At 60.6% G+C, this 17,390-nt stretch carries 17 protein-coding genes; 8 read left to right on the top strand and 9 right to left on the bottom strand.

The annotated features are described in order from the left end of the window. The 4 genes from PS14A_RS05870 to rpoE form a co-directional block, all read right to left on the bottom strand. On the bottom strand, positions 1–1,434 hold the full coding sequence (locus PS14A_RS05870) for a DegQ family serine endoprotease (RefSeq protein ID WP_130910890.1): 1,434 nt from the start codon (positions 1,432–1,434) through the stop codon (positions 1–3). Between the two features lie 208 nt (positions 1,435–1,642). After that, complete coding sequence (locus PS14A_RS05865; protein WP_130910889.1) at positions 1,643–2,608, bottom strand: MucB/RseB C-terminal domain-containing protein; 966 nt, start codon at positions 2,606–2,608, stop codon at positions 1,643–1,645. A gap of 8 nt (positions 2,609–2,616) precedes the next feature. Next, positions 2,617–3,204, bottom strand: a complete 588-nt coding sequence (locus PS14A_RS05860; protein WP_008077804.1) for an RseA family anti-sigma factor — start codon at positions 3,202–3,204, stop codon at positions 2,617–2,619. Positions 3,205–3,234: 30 nt separating this feature from the next. Next, positions 3,235–3,816: an RNA polymerase sigma factor RpoE gene (rpoE, locus tag PS14A_RS05855; RefSeq protein ID WP_003172477.1), complete on the bottom strand. Its 582-nt coding sequence runs from the start codon at positions 3,814–3,816 to the stop codon at positions 3,235–3,237. Between the two features lie 557 nt (positions 3,817–4,373). Between rpoE and nadB the strand changes: the two genes are divergently transcribed. Further along, entirely contained in the window at positions 4,374–5,990 is a 1,617-nt protein-coding gene (gene nadB, locus PS14A_RS05850; protein ID WP_212615506.1) for an L-aspartate oxidase, read from the top strand. On the opposite strand, the gene PS14A_RS05845 is transcribed toward nadB, so the two are convergent. Both PS14A_RS05845 and PS14A_RS05840 read right to left on the bottom strand, forming a co-directional pair. Next, the gene (locus PS14A_RS05845; protein ID WP_212615505.1) at positions 5,959–6,411 is read right to left on the bottom strand and encodes a protein YgfX; all 453 of its coding nucleotides are present in this window, start codon (positions 6,409–6,411) and stop codon (positions 5,959–5,961) included. The genes nadB and PS14A_RS05845 overlap by 32 nt on opposite strands. Then, a complete protein-coding gene (locus tag PS14A_RS05840) occupies positions 6,395–6,649 on the bottom strand; it encodes a succinate dehydrogenase assembly factor 2 (RefSeq protein WP_007911418.1) in 255 nt (84 codons plus the stop codon). Before PS14A_RS05840 ends, PS14A_RS05845 begins: the two co-directional genes overlap by 17 nt. A gap of 150 nt (positions 6,650–6,799) precedes the next feature. Between PS14A_RS05840 and PS14A_RS05835 the strand changes: the two genes are divergently transcribed. Further along, positions 6,800–7,741, top strand: coding sequence for a folate-binding protein YgfZ (locus PS14A_RS05835; RefSeq protein WP_212615504.1), 942 nt, complete (start codon positions 6,800–6,802; stop codon positions 7,739–7,741). Between the two features lie 34 nt (positions 7,742–7,775). Next, positions 7,776–8,597 (top strand): HDOD domain-containing protein, encoded by an 822-nt coding sequence (locus PS14A_RS05830; RefSeq protein ID WP_016770675.1) that lies wholly within the window; start codon positions 7,776–7,778, stop codon positions 8,595–8,597. 157 nt (positions 8,598–8,754) lie between these two features. Here PS14A_RS05830 and PS14A_RS05825 read toward each other — a convergent pair whose 3' ends face one another. Then, a complete protein-coding gene (locus tag PS14A_RS05825) occupies positions 8,755–10,140 on the bottom strand; it encodes a sensor histidine kinase (RefSeq protein ID WP_024011993.1) in 1,386 nt (461 codons plus the stop codon). After that, positions 10,133–10,804: a response regulator gene (locus tag PS14A_RS05820; RefSeq protein WP_024011992.1), complete on the bottom strand. Its 672-nt coding sequence runs from the start codon at positions 10,802–10,804 to the stop codon at positions 10,133–10,135. The genes PS14A_RS05825 and PS14A_RS05820 overlap by 8 nt, the downstream gene beginning before the upstream one ends. A gap of 444 nt (positions 10,805–11,248) precedes the next feature. On the opposite strand from PS14A_RS05820, the gene PS14A_RS05815 reads away from it, so the two are divergent. The 4 genes from PS14A_RS05815 to PS14A_RS05800 are packed head-to-tail and all read left to right on the top strand — an operon-like array spanning position 11,249 to position 15,282. Further along, entirely contained in the window at positions 11,249–12,226 is a 978-nt protein-coding gene (locus PS14A_RS05815; RefSeq protein ID WP_137215411.1) for a tripartite tricarboxylate transporter substrate binding protein, read from the top strand. A 54-nt stretch (positions 12,227–12,280) separates the two neighbouring features. After that, complete coding sequence (locus PS14A_RS05810; RefSeq protein WP_137215410.1) at positions 12,281–12,739, top strand: tripartite tricarboxylate transporter TctB family protein; 459 nt, start codon at positions 12,281–12,283, stop codon at positions 12,737–12,739. A 1-nt stretch (position 12,740) separates the two neighbouring features. Next, a complete protein-coding gene (locus PS14A_RS05805; protein ID WP_016771277.1) occupies positions 12,741–14,255 on the top strand; it encodes a tripartite tricarboxylate transporter permease in 1,515 nt (504 codons plus the stop codon). Beyond that, positions 14,248–15,282, top strand: a complete 1,035-nt coding sequence (locus PS14A_RS05800) for an AbrB family transcriptional regulator (protein ID WP_212615503.1) — start codon at positions 14,248–14,250, stop codon at positions 15,280–15,282. Before PS14A_RS05805 ends, PS14A_RS05800 begins: the two co-directional genes overlap by 8 nt. Before the next feature lie 117 nt (positions 15,283–15,399). Here the strand turns inward: PS14A_RS05800 and ung are convergent, their stop codons facing one another. After that, positions 15,400–16,092, bottom strand: a complete 693-nt coding sequence (ung, locus tag PS14A_RS05795; RefSeq protein ID WP_212615502.1) for a uracil-DNA glycosylase — start codon at positions 16,090–16,092, stop codon at positions 15,400–15,402. Between the two features lie 132 nt (positions 16,093–16,224). Between ung and PS14A_RS05790 the strand changes: the two genes are divergently transcribed. Beyond that, entirely contained in the window at positions 16,225–17,337 is a 1,113-nt protein-coding gene (locus PS14A_RS05790; protein ID WP_212615501.1) for an enoyl-CoA hydratase/isomerase family protein, read from the top strand. Positions 17,338–17,390: the final 53 nt, after the last annotated feature.

Below are 17,390 nucleotides of genomic sequence, written 5' to 3'. Positions count from 1 at the left end.
TTATTCAGCCAGTTTGAAGGTGATGAAGCTGGCACGGCCCTGGCGCAGCACGCGCATCGACACCGAACGGTTCTTCGGCAACGCCTTGGCGATGTCAGTGAACTCCTTGGCCGAGCCGATGGCCTGGTTGTTCAGGTGGGTGATCACGTCACCCGGTTGCAGACCGATCAGGGCCGCAGGACCGTCCTGCACTTCCTTAATCACCACACCACCTTTGAGGTCGTAGGTTTTCTTCTGCTCGGCGGTCAATTCACCGACCGCAACACCGAGGCGGTTGCTGCTGCTTTCAGCGCCGGATTTCGGCAGCGTGTCCAGCTCTTTGTCTTCATCCGGGATCGCGCCGACAGTCAACTCGACATTCTTGCGCTTGCCTTCGCGAATCACTTCCAGATTGGCTTTGGCGCCAGCCTTCAGCGCGCCGACCAGATGCGGCAAGTCGGCCGACATGACGATCGGCTGACCGTTCATGCTCAGGATCACGTCGCCAACCTGCAGGCCGCCCTTGGCCGCAGGGCCGTCATCCTGGATCTGCGCAACGAGGGCGCCGGCCGGCTTATCCAGACCGAACGATTCGGCGAGGTCCTTGTTCACTTCCTGAATGACCACGCCCAGCCAGCCACGGCTGACTTTGCCACCGCTCTTGAGCTGATTGGAGACATCCATCGCCACGTCGATCGGGATCGCGAACGACACGCCCATGAAGCCGCCGGAGCGGGTGTAGATCTGCGAGTTGATGCCGACCACTTCACCGTTCAGGTTGAACAGCGGGCCACCGGAGTTGCCCGGGTTGATAGGCACGTCGGTCTGAATGAACGGCACATAGTTTTCGTTCGGCAGGCTGCGACCGACGGCGCTGACGATGCCTTGGGTCACGGTGTGGTCAAAGCCGAATGGCGAACCGATTGCGACGACCCACTGGCCGGCCTTCAAGTCCTGGGATTTGCCGAGCTTGAGCACTGGCAGATCCTTGCCTTCGATTTTCAGCAACGCCACGTCAGAACGTGGGTCGGTGCCGACCAGTTTGGCTTTCATCTCACTGCGATCAGCCAGACGGACGAGGATTTCGTCAGCATCGGCGATCACGTGGTTGTTGGTGAGGATGTAGCCATCCGGCGAAATGATGAACCCCGAACCCAGCGATTGCGCTTCACGCTGGCGGCCATCGCCACGTGGCGAGCGCTGCTGAGGCGGCATGCCGCGCTCGAAGAACTCGCGCAGCATCGGTGGCAGGCCTTCCAGATCCGGCATCTGCTGATTCACGCGACGGTCCGGCAGTTTCTGCGTGGTACTGATATTCACTACCGCTGGCGACGCTTGTTCGACCAACTGGGTGAAATCAGGCAGATCGGCCGCTTGCGCAGCAGGAACCGCCTGACCGAGCAACAGCACGGTGGCGAAGATGGAAAGGTAAGACTTCAAACTTGGTATCGACATACAGCTCCCGTTACGACGAGCAGGGTTAAGCGATATGGAGCAAAGGAACACCGGAAACCACAGACCGGCATTTTTGTTCCGGGAACAACAAACAAGGCCAGAGCCGTGAGGCTCTGACCTATAAAAAATTTTCAGGGGTTTTGCAAATGAAAATGCTCAGCAAACATTTCGACGTCTCGACGACGAAGTGGAAATGACTGAAATCAGCTCACTGCTTGCTGGTCGCAGCGCCATCGTTGTTACGCATCGATAGGGCGATTCGTTCGGCGGTGCCAATCGGAATTTCACCGACCACCGTGACCATCATTTCACCCTGCGGCGTGGTCAGGCGACGGGATACCGCGACGGTCGGGCCCAACTGAGTGCGGGTGTCAGTGACGGTTGCGCCATTCAACGGTTCAAGGAACACCGAGAAACGCGCCAGACCATCGTCATACATCAGGCTGCTGACTTGGGTCTTGGTCTGCGCATCCTTGTGCGAACTGCTGCTGGTCAGCTCAAAGCCTGGCGGGAGCCAGTCCGAACGCCAGTTTTGCACGGTTTTAGCTGCAGAAGCCTTGTCGCTTGCAATGTTGATCGGCTTGCAATCAGGGTCCGCCAACAAGTCCTTGTCCGACGGGATTTCATCCGTGTCGAGGCTGGTGAACTGGAAACGCTCGAGCAACTGCCCTTTGTCATTCAACAGCAACGACTTGAGTGGCAGCCCGGTTCTCTTGTCCAGATGCAACTCGAAACCGTAACGGTGCTGATCACGAGGGGTCAGCGAGACGATCACTGCCTCACGGCCAGCCACGCGCGACTTGCCAATGACGGCAAGGTCATACCAATTCTTCAGCTTTTTGGGATCCAGCGCACGGGCGGCAGCGTTGGGTGAGTCACCCAATCCCGCAATCAGGGTGCCGCTGACGCATTGAGTACGTCCATCAATGCGCACGACTTCCTGAGCCGAGCCGTCGAGCTGCAATAACCGCTCGCGGACCTGGCCATTCTGGACGCGATGCCAGATGTTGTGCGTGGAAAAACTGCCGTTGCGCTCGTAAACGAAAGTGCCGTGGAAGCTTTGCTGCTGCTCGGCCTGGCCCAGACGGGTCAACCAGTCCTGGGCCTCGTCAGCGTGGGCTGGAACAACGAACCAGCCACTGAGCAGAAGCGAAAGTAGAGGGATGGCGCGCATGATCCTCCTTAACGGTTTTCCAGGCTTGCGGCACGTGCGTATGGCAGCGCGCTTTCAGTTCCTTTGAGTGCAGCCTGCTGAGCGTGCTGACGCAGGTAGCCTGGCAGACGCTGATCATGCCAGCCTGGCTGACCTTGCAGAACGCCGTTAGCCATAGGGCCAGTCGCTTCCGAGCTTTCGCTGTAACCAGCCAGAACTGCCGGACCTTTGACCTGTGGAGTGGCCAGAGTAGGCTGATTCGACTGTTGGGCCAGCTCAACACCAGCAATTTCGTCCTGGTTGTACAGGCGAACACCGGCCAGAACGGCCACGGTTACCGAAGCGGCAACAGCGAGGCGACCCAGGTTACGCCATGGGCTGCGGGATACTTTGGCCGGAGCCGTTTCGTCTTCCAGCGCAGCGGACACTGCCGCAGCGATATCCAGACGCGGAAGCAGCAGATCCTTGTGCATGGCTGCCCGAGCGATCTGGTAACGAGCCCAGGTCTCACGGGTATCTACATCATCCAGTGCGCTGAGCACTCGACGCAATTCCAGTTCGTCCGCTTCGTTATCCATCACTGCGGACAGCGATTCCTGCAGGGCTTCACGACTCATGGCGTTCCTCTCTTGGCTGTCGCCGCTGTCTCAGTTTTCCTGCAACAACGGTTGCAGGGCTTTATCGATGGCCTCCCGAGCGCGGAAAATCCGGGAGCGCACGGTACCCACCGGACACTGCATGACGCTCGCAATGTCCTCGTAACTCAGACCATCGAATTCACGTAAAGTTAAAGCCGTACGCAAATCCTCTGGCAGTTGCTGGATGGTCCGATGGACAGTGCCTTCGATCTCATCCCGCAGCAATGCACGTTCCGGTGATTCGAGATCCTTGAGGCCGTGATCGCCATCGTAGAACTCTGCATCCTCTGAACTTACATCGCTATCCGGCGGCCGACGGCCGCGGGAAACCAGGTAGTTCTTTGCCGTGTTAATGGCAATACGGTACAGCCACGTATAAAACGCACTGTCACCGCGGAAATTTCCAAGTGCCCGATACGCCTTGATAAAGGCTTCCTGAGCAACGTCCTGGGCTTCATGGGTGTCGTGCACAAAACGCACGATCAACCCGAGAATTTTGTGCTGATATTTCAGCACCAGCAGATCGAAAGCTCGCTTGTCGCCACGCTGTACGCGTTCGACCAGCTGCTGATCCTCTTCCTGGGTTAGCATGAACACTCCTCGATAAGCCCGGAGGAGACTTGCATTACTAAACGACCAGACTTGCAAACATAGACTCGGGCTTTTCGCAAAAGTTCTCCCCCTCCAAGCAAGTTTCCTGCGGGCTCTGATTTGGCACGCACGAAAAACGCAGCGCGGGTTGAACCGGCTGCGCGAATAATCTTGTTATCGGTTTCGCCGGCAGGAATCCAAACGCAGATTCCGCACTGAAGCCGACACTGTCCCTGGTTTCTGGCACCGTCTATTGATCTTGGGCCTTTGGCAAAAGTTCCAATTATTTATAGCCGTACCCACCTGACATTGCGCAACCCTGCTCGGAAAAGACTGTTTCAGCGCCGATACAGGTGTCTATTCCCGAAACCGCCGGAAAAAACTTCCGACGAAGCACAGCGCTTTTAAATGCGCAGTAGTCTCACAATGCCATCTGGGCCCGGCTATTGTGCCGCCCAACCCCTCTATATACTAGTGGGCTGTGTGGCTGTCTTGACTCGCCGATCCAGCTGTCTTGCGCCAACCCCGACCCGGGTCGCTTTGAGCGGAATCCTGAAATGAGCCAACAGTTCCAACACGATGTTCTGGTGATTGGCAGCGGTGCTGCCGGTTTGACTCTCGCTTTGACCTTGCCCGGTCATCTGCGCATTGCCGTATTGAGCAAAGGCGATCTCGCCAACGGTTCGACCTTCTGGGCCCAGGGCGGCGTTGCCGCCGTGCTCGACGATACCGACACTGTCGAATCCCATGTCGACGACACCCTCAATGCGGGCGGCGGCTTGTGCCATGAAGACGCCGTACGCTTCACCGTCGAGCACAGCCGCGAGGCCATTCAATGGCTGATCGACCAAGGCGTACCGTTCACCCGCGACGAACAGTCCGGCACTGAAGACGGTGGTTTCGAATTTCACCTGACCCGCGAAGGTGGCCACAGCCATCGACGCATCATCCATGCTGCCGACGCCACCGGCGCGGCGATCTTCAAGACCTTGCTGGCCCAGGCCAAAGAGCGTGAAAACATCGAATTGCTGGAACAGCGCGTCGCCGTCGATCTGATCACCGAACGCCGCTTGGGCCTGGAAGGCGATCGTTGCCTGGGCGCTTACGTGCTGAATCGCGCCACCGGCGAAGTCGACACCTACGGCGCACGCTTCGTGATTCTGGCCTCGGGCGGCGCAGCCAAGGTCTACCTTTATACCAGCAACCCCGACGGCGCCTGCGGTGACGGCATCGCCATGGCCTGGCGTTCCGGTTGCCGGGTGGCGAACCTGGAATTCAACCAGTTCCACCCGACCTGCCTGTATCACCCGCAAGCCAAGAGTTTCCTGATCACTGAAGCGTTGCGTGGCGAAGGCGCGCATTTGAAGCTGCCCAACGGCGAGCGCTTCATGTATCGCTTCGATAAACGCGCCGAGCTGGCGCCTCGTGACATCGTCGCGCGGGCCATCGACCATGAAATGAAGCGCCTGGGTGTCGACTGCGTTTATCTGGACATCAGCCACAAGCCTGAATCGTTCGTCAAAAGCCACTTCCCGACTGTTTATGAGCGCTGCCTGGGCTTCGGCATCGACATCACCAAACAACCGATCCCGGTGGTCCCCGCCGCGCACTACACCTGTGGCGGGGTGATGGTCGATCAGTACGGTCGCACCGATGTACCCGGCCTCTACGCCATCGGCGAAACCAGCTTCACCGGCCTGCACGGCGCCAATCGCATGGCCAGCAACTCACTTCTGGAATGCTTCGTTTATGCCCGTTCGGCAGCGGCGGACATTCTTGCGCAACTCGATGACGTTGCGGCGCCAAGCGCCCTGCCCGTCTGGGATGCCAGCCAGGTCACCGACTCGGATGAAGACGTGATCATCGCGCACAACTGGGACGAGTTGCGCCGATTCATGTGGGACTACGTCGGCATCGTGCGCACCAACAAGCGTCTGCAACGGGCGCAGCACCGGGTGCGTCTGCTGCTGGATGAGATCGATGAGTTTTACAGCAACTATAAAGTCAGCCGCGACCTGATCGAGTTGCGCAACCTGGCACAGGTTGCCGAATTGATGATCAGCTCAGCCATGGAACGCAAGGAAAGTCGCGGACTGCATTACACCCTCGACTATCCGGATATGCTGCCCGAAGCGCTCGACACTATTCTGGTGCCGCCCACCTACGCCGGCTGAACTTGAGCCGCACTCGCAGGCGTCGGTGCAGATCCGCCGCCTGCGAGTCACGTGGCACGCAGATCGATCTGACCCGCCACTCTCCGCGCAGACGAAAGCGCAGCACCACAATCAATGGCAGCGCCAGACTGTCCGGGCGCAGTTGCACCGCTTGCCAGCCATCAGCCTGATTCCACACCTGCCAGCCATCGCCATCGCGGCGCAAGCCGCAAAATGCTTTCGGATGACTCAGCAAAATCTGCCGTGGCAGCACCCAAAAACCATGCAGCGCACAGGCGCAAGCGCCGAGCAGACTGGCCCAGAGTGGAATCGACAGCAGAAACAACGAGCCCATGGCGAACGCCTGGGCCAGCAGATACGCCGCCAGCAACTGCCGTGAGGCATGCCAGCGGCATTCGAACGTATTACTTGGGCTGGACACGATCCAGAATCATCCGGACCATGCGTTGCAGCTCCGGATCTTCCGACTCGCTGCGCTCCATGAACCAGCCGAACATGTCCTGATCCTCACAGGTCAGCAAACGCACGTACAGATCGCGATCCACTTGATTCAACGTCGCGTAAACCTCCTGCACGAACGGCACCAGCAGCACGTCAAGCTCAAGCATGCCGCGACGGCTGTGCCAAAAGAGGCGATTCAGTTCAACTTGTTCGACCATGGAGCCCTCCTCGAATTTGCCGGGCAGTATACAGCCCCGGCGCGGGCCGCACAGTCGGCTTTGGTCGGGGACCCCTGATCCTTTATCAACTACCCATTTCAACCCTGCCCCCTTATGATGTGCCCCAGTCTATTTACCCTGCGATGACCCATGGCCGATTCTGCTTTTTTCTGCACCCTGTCTCATGAAGGCGTACTCGCGGTTCGCGGTGCGGACGCCGGAAAATTCCTGCAAGGCCAGTTGACCTGCAATATCAATTACCTGAGCGACACCCGCGCCAGCCTCGGCGCCCGCTGCACGCAGAAAGGCCGGATGCAGTCGAGCTTCCGCATCCTGCTTGAGGGCGACGGCGTGGTGATGGCGATGGCCAGCGAGCTGCTCGAGCCGCAACTGACCGACCTGAAAAAGTACGCGGTGTTCTCCAAATCGAAACTGACCGATGAAAGCGCCGCCTGGGTGCGCTTCGGTCTGGCGCATGGCGATGCAGCCCTGACCAGCCTCGGTCTGGCACTGCCCGCCGAAACCGACAGCGTTGTGCGCCATGAAGGCCTGATCGCAATTCGCGTCTCGCCCGAGCGCGCCGAACTCTGGGTGCCTGCCGCTCAGGCGCCAAACATTCAAAGCCAACTGTCCGCCACGCTGGCTGAGGGCGAACTGAATCAATGGCTGCTGGGCCAGATCCGCGCCGGTATCGGTCAGGTCATGCCTTCCACTCGCGAACTGTTCATCCCGCAGATGCTCAATCTGCAGGCGGTCGGCGGGGTGAGCTTCAAGAAAGGCTGCTACACCGGCCAGGAAATCGTTGCGCGCATGCAGTACCTGGGCAAGCTCAAGCGTCGGCTGTACCGCTTGCGCCTCCAAGCAGCAGAGTTGCCGGAGCCCGGCACTCTGTTGTTCGCGCCCAGCCATAACAGCTCGATCGGCGAAGTGGTGCTGGCGGCCAATGCCGAGGGAAACATTGAACTCCTGGCCGTGTTGCAGGCCGAAGCTGCCGAAGCCGGTGATTTGCGTCTGGGCGCCCTCGAAGGCCCCGCGTTGCACGTGCTCGACCTGCCTTACGAACTGGATCGCGACCGCGAAATCCAGCGTTGATCGCAGCATTGTTGCAACACCCTAGAGAGTCCAAATGAGCGAACTGGCGGAAAAGGTCCAACAGGATTTGGTTGCGGCCATCGATAACGATGACCTGGTCCTGCCAACGTTGCCGGAAGTGGCCCTGCAGATTCGCAAGGCCGCCGAGGATCCGGAAATCAGCGTCAGCGATCTGAGCAAAGTCATCGGCCGCGACACCGCGCTGTCGGCGCGCCTGATCAAAGTGGTCAACAGTCCGCTGCTGCGCGCCGCGCAGGAAGTCACCGACCTGCACACCGCCATTACCCGTTTGGGCATCAACTACAGCAGCAACCTGGCGATCGGTCTGGTGATGGAGCAGATCTTCAACGCCCGCTCCGAGGTGGTCGAACAGAAGATGCGCGAAGTCTGGCGCAGCAGTCTGGAAATCGCTGGCGTCAGCTATGCGCTGTGTCGTCGCCACACCCAGCTCAAACCCGATCAGGCGGCACTCGGCGGGTTGGTGCATCAGATTGGCGTGTTGCCGATTCTGACTTACGCCGAAGACCACAATGAACTGCTCTCCGATGCGGTCAGCCTGACCCATGTGATCGAGCAGATTCACCCATTGCTCGGCGAGAAATTGCTGCGGGTCTGGGAGTTTCCCGAGCGCCTGGTGCATTTACCATTGCTCTATCAAGACTTCAGCCGCGACTCGACGCGCATCGATTACGTCGATGTCGTGCAAGTAGCCAATTTGTATTGCCGCAAGGACACCGATCATCCGTTTGCGCGGATTGACCCGTTTAGCGTGCCGGCTTTCAGGAAGCTGGGGATTGATCCGGAGAACAAGCAGTTCTGCGCGGATCTGGAAGAATCGCGGTCGATGTTCTACTGACCTGTGGTGAGGGGATTTATCCCCGTTGGGTTGCGAAGCGACGCTGAACTCTGCGACCCGTTTTTTTCCAGACAGATTGTGATCGCTGAACTGCGACTGCTGCGCAGCCGAGCGGGGATAAATCCCCTCGCCACAAAAAACCCTTGCCACAAAAGTATTACCCGGCAATAAAACTGACCCGCACCTTCAACCCTGCCTGCTCGCCATCATGCAAGGTGATCTGCGCCAGATGCGCGCGACAGATCTCGCCGACAATCGCCAAGCCCAGACCTGAACCGGCAACCTGCTGATTGCGCCGATAAAACCGTTCGAACACCCGATCACGCTCGTGCAGCGGGATGCCCGGCCCGTCGTCCTCGACCTCAAGCACCGCCGGGGCCGTGACCCGCAGAATCACATTGCCGCCCGATGGCGTATGCGCCAGCGCGTTGTCGACCAGATTGCTCAGCAGCTCATTGAGCAGCGTCGGCTCACCGCGCAGCCACACCGGTTCATCCGCCTCCAGCGCCAGCGCCACGCCGCGCTTGTGCGCCAAAGGCGCCATGGCCATGCCCAGCTCTCGGGCCAACTGGCTCAGATCGAGCAACTGCGCGCCGCCCTCGGCAATCGCCCGCGCACCGTTTTCGACCCGGGCCAGCGACAGCAGCTGATTGGCCAGATGAGTCAGGCGATCGGTGCTTTGTGCGGATGATTCCAGCGTGGTGCGCCAGGTTTCCGGCTCGTTCGAGCGCAGGCCCAGTTCCAGCCGTGCTTTCAGTGCAGCCAGAGGTGTGCGTAATTCATGGGCAGCATCGGCAATGAACTGCGCCTGCCGTTCGAACTGGCCGCGCAGACGCTCGGTGAAATGATTGAGCGCGCGCACCAACGGCCCCAATTCATGCTGCACTTCCACCAGCGGCAGCGGCCGCAAATCGTCAGGCTGGCGTTCCTCAACAGCGGTTCTTAACCGCTCCAGCGGGCGCAACGCCGCACTCACCGCGAACCACACCAGCAGCAATGCACCCACGGCCAGCATGCCCAAGCGCAACAGGGTGTCAGCCGCCAGACTGCGCGCCATGCTGACCCGCGCTTCGTCGGTTTCAGCCACGCGGATTTCCGCCATGCCGTTCATGTTCGGCTCGCTTACCGCTTTGAGCAGGCTGACCACACGCACGTTCTGGCCGTTGTACTTCGCGTTGTAGAAGCGCGCGAGCGCCGGATAGCTGTCGGTACGCGGCGTGCCGGGCGGTGGTCCGGGGAGGTTTTCGTAACCGGAGATCAGCTTCTGGTGAATGTCGTTGACCTGGTAATAGATGCGCCCGGCGCTGTCATAGGCGAAGGTATCAAGCGCCACGTAAGGCACGTCGGCGCTGAGGCTGCCGTCGCGTTGCGACAACCCGGCAGCGATGGTCCGTGCCGAGGCCAGCAGCGTGCGGTCATACGCGGTGTCGGCGGCCTCGCGACCGTTCCAGTAAGCGCTCAAGCCACTGGCGAGCATCAGCACCACCAGCAACCATCCAAGGTTCCACAGCAACCGCCAGCGCAGGCTGCTGGGCTTATGCATCGCGGCTTTCCAGCAGATAGCCGAGGCCCCGGAAGGTGACGATGGCTACGGGCTGGCCGTCGAGTTTCTTGCGCAAGCGGTGCACGTAGATTTCGATGGCGTCGGGGCTGGCTTCTTCGTCGAGGCCGAACACCTGCGCGGCCAGTTGTTCCTTGCTCATCACTCGCCCCGGCCGCGCGATCAGCGCTTCGAGGACGGCCTGCTCGCGCGAGGTGAGGGTCAGCAGTTCGTCGCCGAGGGTGAAGCGCCGCGTATCGAGGTCGTAAGCCAGCACGCCACAGCGCTGCTGACGCTCGCCGCCAAGGACACTGCGGCGCAGCAAGGCTTTGACTCGCGCTTCCAGTTCCGTCAGTTCGAACGGCTTGGCCAGGTAGTCGTCAGCACCGAGATTGAGGCCATGCACGCGATCCTTGACGTCACTGCGCGCGGTCAGCATCAACACCGGCAGGTTCTTGCCCCGTGCACGCAGCCGCGCCAGCACCTCGAAACCGTCCATGCGCGGCAGGCCTACGTCGAGGATCGCTACGGCGTATTCCTCACTGCCCAACGCCAGGTCGGCGGCCACGCCATCGTGCAGCACATCCACGGTCAGACCGGTGCTCTTGAGCGCCTGAGCGACGCTTTCGGCCAGTTGCAGATGGTCTTCGACAAGCAGGACACGCATGGATTTGTACCTCGTTCAGGGTTGGCCGACGCCGCGCTTTGCCGCGGAGTTTACAGCCGCAACCGCCGCTGTGAAGCCCGAAAACCGTGAAAGACAACTGAAAGGTTGTTGAAAGGTTAGCCGGTTAGAGTCGGCCCACGGACAGTTTCGACTGTCGCCGCTGCTGCCACACAGCGCAACGAAAAACGCCATGAAGCGTTTTCGACTCATAAGAACAATAACGGAGTACCCCAGCATGCCCTCCATGCGCACCAAGGCTTTAATGCCTGCTCGCCTTGCTCGATTCCACCATTGCACTGTCGGTTTCTCGCCGCAGTCCTATATCCCCTCCGTTGTTTCAGTCCTTGCGCGCGCGCCGCGAGAAAACTGCGCCTGCCGCTAAGCTTTAGCGTTGCCCTTTGGTCAGTCAGTCCATCAATAACAACAACTCCTCTGGAGACTCAAATGAACGTATCACTGCGTAAAGTCGCTCTCGCCGCTGGCGCGATGCTGTTTGCCGGCCAACTCATGGCCGAGCCGAAACGTCCGGAATGCATCGCCCCCGCCTCCCCCGGCGGTGGTTTCGACCTGACCTGCAAACTGGTGCAGAGCGCACTGGTCAACCAGAAGCTGCTGAGCAAACCAATGCGCGTGACCTACATGCCCGGCGGTGTAGGCGCGGTGGCGTACAACGCAGTAGTGGCGCAACGTCCGGCGGATGCCGGCACGCTGGTGGCGTGGTCGAGCGGTTCGCTGTTGAACCTGGCTCAGGGCAAGTTCGGCCGCTTCGATGAAACCAACGTGCGCTGGCTCGCGGCCGTCGGCACCAGCTACGGCGCCATCGCAGTGAAAAGCGATTCGCCCTACAAGACCCTCGACGATCTCGTTCAGGCGTTGAAGAAAGATCCAGGCTCGGTGGTTATCGGCTCCGGCGGCACCGTCGGCAGCCAGGACTGGATGCAGACCGCACTGATCGCCAAGGCTGCCGGAATCAACCCGCGTGAACTGCGTTACGTGGCCCTTGAAGGCGGCGGTGAAATCGCCACGGCCCTGCTCGGCGGCCACATCCAGGTCGGCAGTACCGACATCTCCGACTCCATGCCGCACATCCAGAGCGGCGACATGCGCCTGCTCGCGGTATTCGCCGACAAACGTCTCGACGAGCCGGAAATGAAAGACATCCCGACCGCTCGCGAACAAGGCTACGACATCGTCTGGCCGGTGGTGCGCGGCTTCTACCTCGGGCCGAAGGTCAGCGACGAAGACTACGCCTGGTGGAAAGACGCGTTCGACAAACTGCTGGCCTCCGAGGAGTTTGCCAAGCTGCGCGATCAGCGTGAGCTGTTCCCGTTCGCCATGACCGGCCCGGAACTGGACACCTACGTGAAAAAGCAGGTCGCCGACTACAAAGTGCTGGCCAAAGAGTTCGGCCTGATCCAGTGATCGTCTCTGTCTAGTGGCTGCGTCTCCTACGCGGGACGCAGCACAGGAGCTCCCATGCTTATTCAACGCATTTTCGCCTCGGTGTTGCTGCTGGTGTGTGCCGGCCTGGCACTGATGGCGTGGCCGTACCAAGCGGCTTTTTCCTACGAACCGGTCGGCCCGCGCGCCTTTCCGCTGCTGATGCTCGGCCTGATGGGCCTGGCGCTGCTGTACATGGTGTTTCGCCCGGCGCCGATCAAACACAGTGAAGACGAGCCGCCGCTGGATCGCGAAACCCTGACCAAGATCGGTGTATGCGTGGTGCTGCTGCTGGTATTTGCCGGCACCTTCGAACCCCTTGGCTTCATCGTGGCCAGCATCATTACCGGCGTACCGATGGCCCGTCTATATGGCGGCCGCTGGCTGCCGAGCGTGGTGATCATCAGCCTGATGGCGGTTGGTCTCTATCTGCTGTTCGATCGCTTGATGGATGTTCCGCTGCCCCTCGGCCTGCTCAGCGTCCTGGAGAACTGATATGGATACCCTTGGCTATTTGGGTCAGGGCTTCGGCGTCGCGCTGAGCCCGTACAACCTGGTGACCGCCCTGTGCGGCACCCTGATCGGCACCGTCGTCGGCCTGTTGCCGGGGCTTGGTCCGATCAACGGCGTGGCGTTGCTGATTCCGATCGCGTTCGCCCTCGGTCTGCCGCCGGAGTCGGCGCTGATCCTGCTCGCAGCGGTGTATCTGGGCTGCGAATACGGCGGCCGGATCAGCTCGATCCTGCTGAACATTCCGGGCGAAGCCTCGACTGTGATGACCACCCTCGACGGCTACCCGATGGCCCGTAAAGGTATGGCCGGTGTCGCGCTGTCACTGTCGGCGTGGAGTTCGTTCATCGGCGCGTTCATCGCCACCTGCGGCATGGTGCTGTTTGCGCCGCTGCTGGCGAAATGGGCGATTGCCTTCGGACCGGCGGAATACTTCGTGCTGATGGTGTTCGCGATTGTCTGTCTCGGCGGCATGGCCGGTGATCGACCGCTGAAGACCTTTATTGCGGCGCTGATCGGCCTGTTCCTTTCCACCGTCGGCATCGACGCCAACAGTGGCGTGTACCGTTTCACCGGCGACAACATTCACCTGACCGACGGCATCCAGTTCGTTGTGCTGGTGCTGGGTCTGTTCTCGATCAGCGAAATCCTTCTGCTGCTGGAAAAAACCCACCACGGCCAGGAAGCGGTGAAAGCCACCGGCCGGATGATGTTCAACTTCAAGGAAGCGGCGTCGGTGTTCGTCGTCAACGTGCGCTGCGGCGTGCTCGGTTTCATCATGGGCGTGCTGCCCGGTGCTGGCGCAACGCTCGCCAGTGCCGTGGCCTACATGACCGAGAAGCGCATCGCCGGCACCAGCGGCAAATTCGGTGAAGGCGATCCCCGTGGTCTGGCCGCGCCGGAAACCGCTATCGGCGGCGCGGCGTGCGGCGCTCTCGTTCCGATGCTGACCCTCGGCGTTCCGGGTTCGGGCACCACGGCGGTGATGATCGGCGCGCTGTCGCTGTACAACATCACCCCGGGTCCACTGCTGTTCCAACAGCAACCGGACATCGTCTGGGGCCTGATCGCTTCGTTGTTCATTGCCAACGTGATGCTGGTGATCCTCAACATCCCGATGATCCGCGTGTTCACCCGCATCCTCGCCGTGCCGAACTGGGCGCTGGTGCCGATCATCGCGATCATCACTGGTATCGGCGTTTACGCGGTGCACGCGACCACCTTCGATCTGTTCCTGATGATCGGTATCGGCATCTTCGGTTACATCCTGCGCAAGCTGGATTTCCCGCTGTCGCCGCTGCTGCTGGGCTTCATCCTCGGTGGCCTGATGGAGCAGAACCTGCGTCGCGCCCTGTCGATCTCCAATGGCGCGCTGGAGATTCTCTGGTCGAGTCCGATCACCTTCGGTTGCTGGATCCTCACCGCGATCATGCTGCTGATGCCGCTGATCCGCATCTGGCGCAAGCGTTCGGCGGCACGGCGCGTCATTGCCGATGTCTGATCGCTTGTCCCTGAAAGCCTGGTGGGGCACCCCGCTGGTCGGTCTGCTTGGCGGTTTCATCGCCAGCCAGATCGGCTGGCCGCTGCCGTGGATGGTCGGCTCGTTGCTGGCGATCATCCTGGTGCGCTGCCTGACGCCGTGGCAACTGGCGGAAATCCCTGGCGGGCGCAAGTGCGGCCAGTGGATCGTCGGCATCGGCATCGGCCTGCACTTCACCCCGTTGGTGATGGAACAGGTGCTCAGTCATTTCGGTTTGATCTTCTTCGGTGCGCTGGTCACGAGCCTGTCGGCGGTGGTCGGCGTATGGCTGATGCGCCGCACCGGCGAGGATCGTGCCACGGCGTTTTTCTCAAGCATGCCCGGTGGTTCCGGGGAGATGGTCAACCTCGGCGCCCGTAACGGTGCATTGCTCAGCCATGTCGCGGCCGGGCAGAGTCTGCGGGTGTTGGTGGTGGTGTTGTGCGTGCCGGCGGCGTTCAAGTATCTGCTCGGTGACGGCACGCCGATTTCTCACGCCGGCAGCGTCGATTGGCGCTGGCTGGCGATTCTGTTTCCGGCGGGCGCCCTGCTCGCCTGGTTCTGGCAGCGTCTGCGCCAACCCAATCCATGGCTGTTCGGGCCGTTGCTGGTCAGTGCGGCGGTGAGCATTACGTGGGATTTGCACATCGGTTTGCCCAATGGCGGCAGTCAGATCGGCCAATGGCTGATTGGCAGCGGTCTGGGCTGTCACTTCAATCGGCAGTTCTTCCGCCACGCGCCGTCGTTCATGGGCCGGACGTTGATCGGCACGGCGCTGACCATGTTGATCGCGTCGCTGGCGGCGTTGGGCTTGAGTGCGTTGACCCATCTGGATCTGCGTTCGCTGACCCTGGGCATGATGCCCGGCGGGATTGCCGAAATGAGCCTGACCGCGGAAACCCTGCAATTGTCGGTGCCGCTGGTGACGGCGATGCAGGTGATGCGGCTGTTGTTCGTGCTGTTTCTGGCGGAGCCGTTGTTCAGGTATTGGAACCGTCATCCCGCGTAAGACTGAAAACCGAGTTGCCCTTTTCGCGAGCAGGCTCGCTCCCACGGGGTTTTGTGGCTTGCACACAATTGCTGTGGGAGCGAGCCTGCTCGCGAAGGGGCCAACCCGATCGAGACATCAAATCGGTGGCAAGCGCCAGTCGATCGGCGTTTCGCCATTCTGTTCGAGAAACTTGTTGGTCCGGCTGAAATGCCCACAGCCCAAAAACCCGCGATATGCCGACAACGGCGACGGATGCACCGAGGTCAGCACCAGGTGCTTGGTCGCGTCGATCAGCTTCTGCTTGCTCTGCGCATGGGCGCCCCAAAGCATGAACACCAGATGCGGCTGCCGTTCGCTGACCACCTCAATAATGCGGTCGGTGAAGTGTTGCCAGCCCTTGTCCTTGTGCGCGTTGGCGTTGGCGCGCTCAACCGTCATGGTGGTGTTGAGCAGCAGCACGCCCTGTTCGGCCCAGCTCTGCAGGTAGCCGTGGTTGGGAATATCGATATTGAGGTCGCGTTTCAACTCTTTATAGATGTTGACCAGCGACGGCGGCGCCGGCACGCCCGGTTGCACCGAGAAGCACAGACCGTGGGCCTGGCCCGGGCCGTGGTAAGGGTCCTGGCCGAGGACCACCACTTTCACCTTGTCCAGCGGCGTTGAGTTCAGCGCATTGAAAATCATCGGTCCCGGCGGATAGATCTCCTTGCCGGCCGCCCGCTCCTGCTGCAGAAAGCTGCGCAACTCTGCCATGTAAGGCTGGTCGAACTCAGCACGCAGTGCCTCCTTCCAGCTCGGTTCGAGTTTGATACGGTCGTCAGCAGTCATGGTCATTTCCGGCAAAAACAATGGGGCGAACCCTAGGAAAGCCGACCACGCTTGTCAATTGATCTGACGCAGATCCGGCACTTTCCCCCATAGCGATCATACTGTTCGCTCAAATTCCCGATCGAGGTCACGATGAATCTGCACTTCGAAGAACTGACCGGCACCGACGGCGCCCGCATCGGCATCGCCAGCCTGGATGCCGAAAAATCGTTGAACGCGCTTTCACTGCCGATGATCAACGCGCTCAGCGACAAATTGAACGCCTGGGCCAATGACCCGCAAATCGTCTGCGTGCTGCTGCGCGGTATCGGCAGCAAAGCCTTCTGCGCCGGTGGCGAAGTGCGCAGCCTGGTCGAAGCCTGCCGCGCTCACCCCGGCGAAGTCCCGCCGTTGGCCGCGCAGTTTTTCAGCGCGGAATATCGCCTCGATTACAGCCTGCATACCTATCCGAAGCCGCTGATCTGCTGGGGTCACGGTTATGTGCTCGGTGGCGGCATGGGCCTGTTGCAGGGCGCCAGCACGCGGATCGTCACGCCGAGCAGCCGTCTGGCGATGCCGGAAATCACCATTGGTCTGTATCCGGACGTTGGCGCCAGTTGGTTTCTCGCCCGATTGCCGGGCAAGCTCGGCTTGTTTCTCGGCCTGACCGGCGCGCACATCAACGGCCGTGATGCGCTGGATCTGGATCTGGCCGACCGCTTCCTGCTCGACGAACAGCAACCGCAATTGATCGAAGGCTTGTTGCAATTGAACTGGCAGGAACAGACCGCCATGCAGCTCAACAGCCTGCTCAAGGCTCTGCAGCAGGAAGCAGTTGAGCAAATGCCCGAAGCGCAGTGGCTGCCGCGTCGTCAGCAGATCGACGAACTGCTCGATGTCAGCGACGTTGCCTGTGCGTGGAAAGCCATCAGCCTGCACCGCGACAGCAGCGATCCGTTGATTGCCCGCGCGGCGAAAACCATGACCGAGGGCTCGCCGCTGACTGCGCATCTGGTCTGGGAACAGATCAGCCGCGCGCGGCACATGTCGCTGGCCGAAGTATTCCAGATGGAATACACCCTGAGCCTCAATTGCTGCCGTCATCCGGAATTCAGCGAAGGCGTGCGCGCGCGTTTGATCGACAAGGATCAGAAGCCGCACTGGCACTGGCCGGATATCAATAACGTGCCGGATGCGGTGGTCGAGGCGCACTTTCATAAAGTCTGGGAGGGGCGGCATCCGTTAGCGGATCTGACCCAGTATTGAGGTGACGCGAGGCCCGCGATGGCGACTGGAATGCCATCGCGGGCCGGCTCAAT

Source organism: Pseudomonas sp. 14A (genome assembly GCF_018132745.1).
In the GTDB taxonomy this organism is placed as follows: Bacteria; Pseudomonadota; Gammaproteobacteria; order Pseudomonadales; family Pseudomonadaceae; genus Aquipseudomonas; species Aquipseudomonas mercuritolerans.
This window is presented reverse-complemented; position numbering and strand designations above follow the sequence as displayed.

Bases quoted from the DNA above. Each gene is read 5' to 3' on its own strand.
- PS14A_RS05800 (WP_212615503.1), top strand. From the start codon at position 14,248: ATGTCTGATCGCTTGTCCCTGAAAGCCTGGTGGGGCACCCCGCTGGTC.
- nadB (WP_212615506.1), top strand. From the start codon at position 4,374: ATGAGCCAACAGTTCCAACACGATGTTCTGGTGATTGGCAGCGGTGCT.
- PS14A_RS05810 (WP_137215410.1), top strand. From the start codon at position 12,281: ATGCTTATTCAACGCATTTTCGCCTCGGTGTTGCTGCTGGTGTGTGCC.
- PS14A_RS05835 (WP_212615504.1), top strand. From the start codon at position 6,800: ATGGCCGATTCTGCTTTTTTCTGCACCCTGTCTCATGAAGGCGTACTC.
- PS14A_RS05790 (WP_212615501.1), top strand. From the start codon at position 16,225: ATGAATCTGCACTTCGAAGAACTGACCGGCACCGACGGCGCCCGCATC.
- PS14A_RS05805 (WP_016771277.1), top strand. From the start codon at position 12,741: ATGGATACCCTTGGCTATTTGGGTCAGGGCTTCGGCGTCGCGCTGAGC.
- PS14A_RS05860 (WP_008077804.1), bottom strand. From the start codon at position 3,204: ATGAGTCGTGAAGCCCTGCAGGAATCGCTGTCCGCAGTGATGGATAAC.
- rpoE (WP_003172477.1), bottom strand. From the start codon at position 3,816: ATGCTAACCCAGGAAGAGGATCAGCAGCTGGTCGAACGCGTACAGCGT.
- PS14A_RS05820 (WP_024011992.1), bottom strand. From the start codon at position 10,804: ATGCGTGTCCTGCTTGTCGAAGACCATCTGCAACTGGCCGAAAGCGTC.
- PS14A_RS05865 (WP_130910889.1), bottom strand. From the start codon at position 2,608: ATGCGCGCCATCCCTCTACTTTCGCTTCTGCTCAGTGGCTGGTTCGTT.
- PS14A_RS05825 (WP_024011993.1), bottom strand. From the start codon at position 10,140: ATGCATAAGCCCAGCAGCCTGCGCTGGCGGTTGCTGTGGAACCTTGGA.
- PS14A_RS05870 (WP_130910890.1), bottom strand. From the start codon at position 1,434: ATGTCGATACCAAGTTTGAAGTCTTACCTTTCCATCTTCGCCACCGTG.
- ung (WP_212615502.1), bottom strand. From the start codon at position 16,092: ATGACTGCTGACGACCGTATCAAACTCGAACCGAGCTGGAAGGAGGCA.
- PS14A_RS05840 (WP_007911418.1), bottom strand. From the start codon at position 6,649: ATGGTCGAACAAGTTGAACTGAATCGCCTCTTTTGGCACAGCCGTCGC.
- PS14A_RS05830 (WP_016770675.1), top strand. From the start codon at position 7,776: ATGAGCGAACTGGCGGAAAAGGTCCAACAGGATTTGGTTGCGGCCATC.
- PS14A_RS05815 (WP_137215411.1), top strand. From the start codon at position 11,249: ATGAACGTATCACTGCGTAAAGTCGCTCTCGCCGCTGGCGCGATGCTG.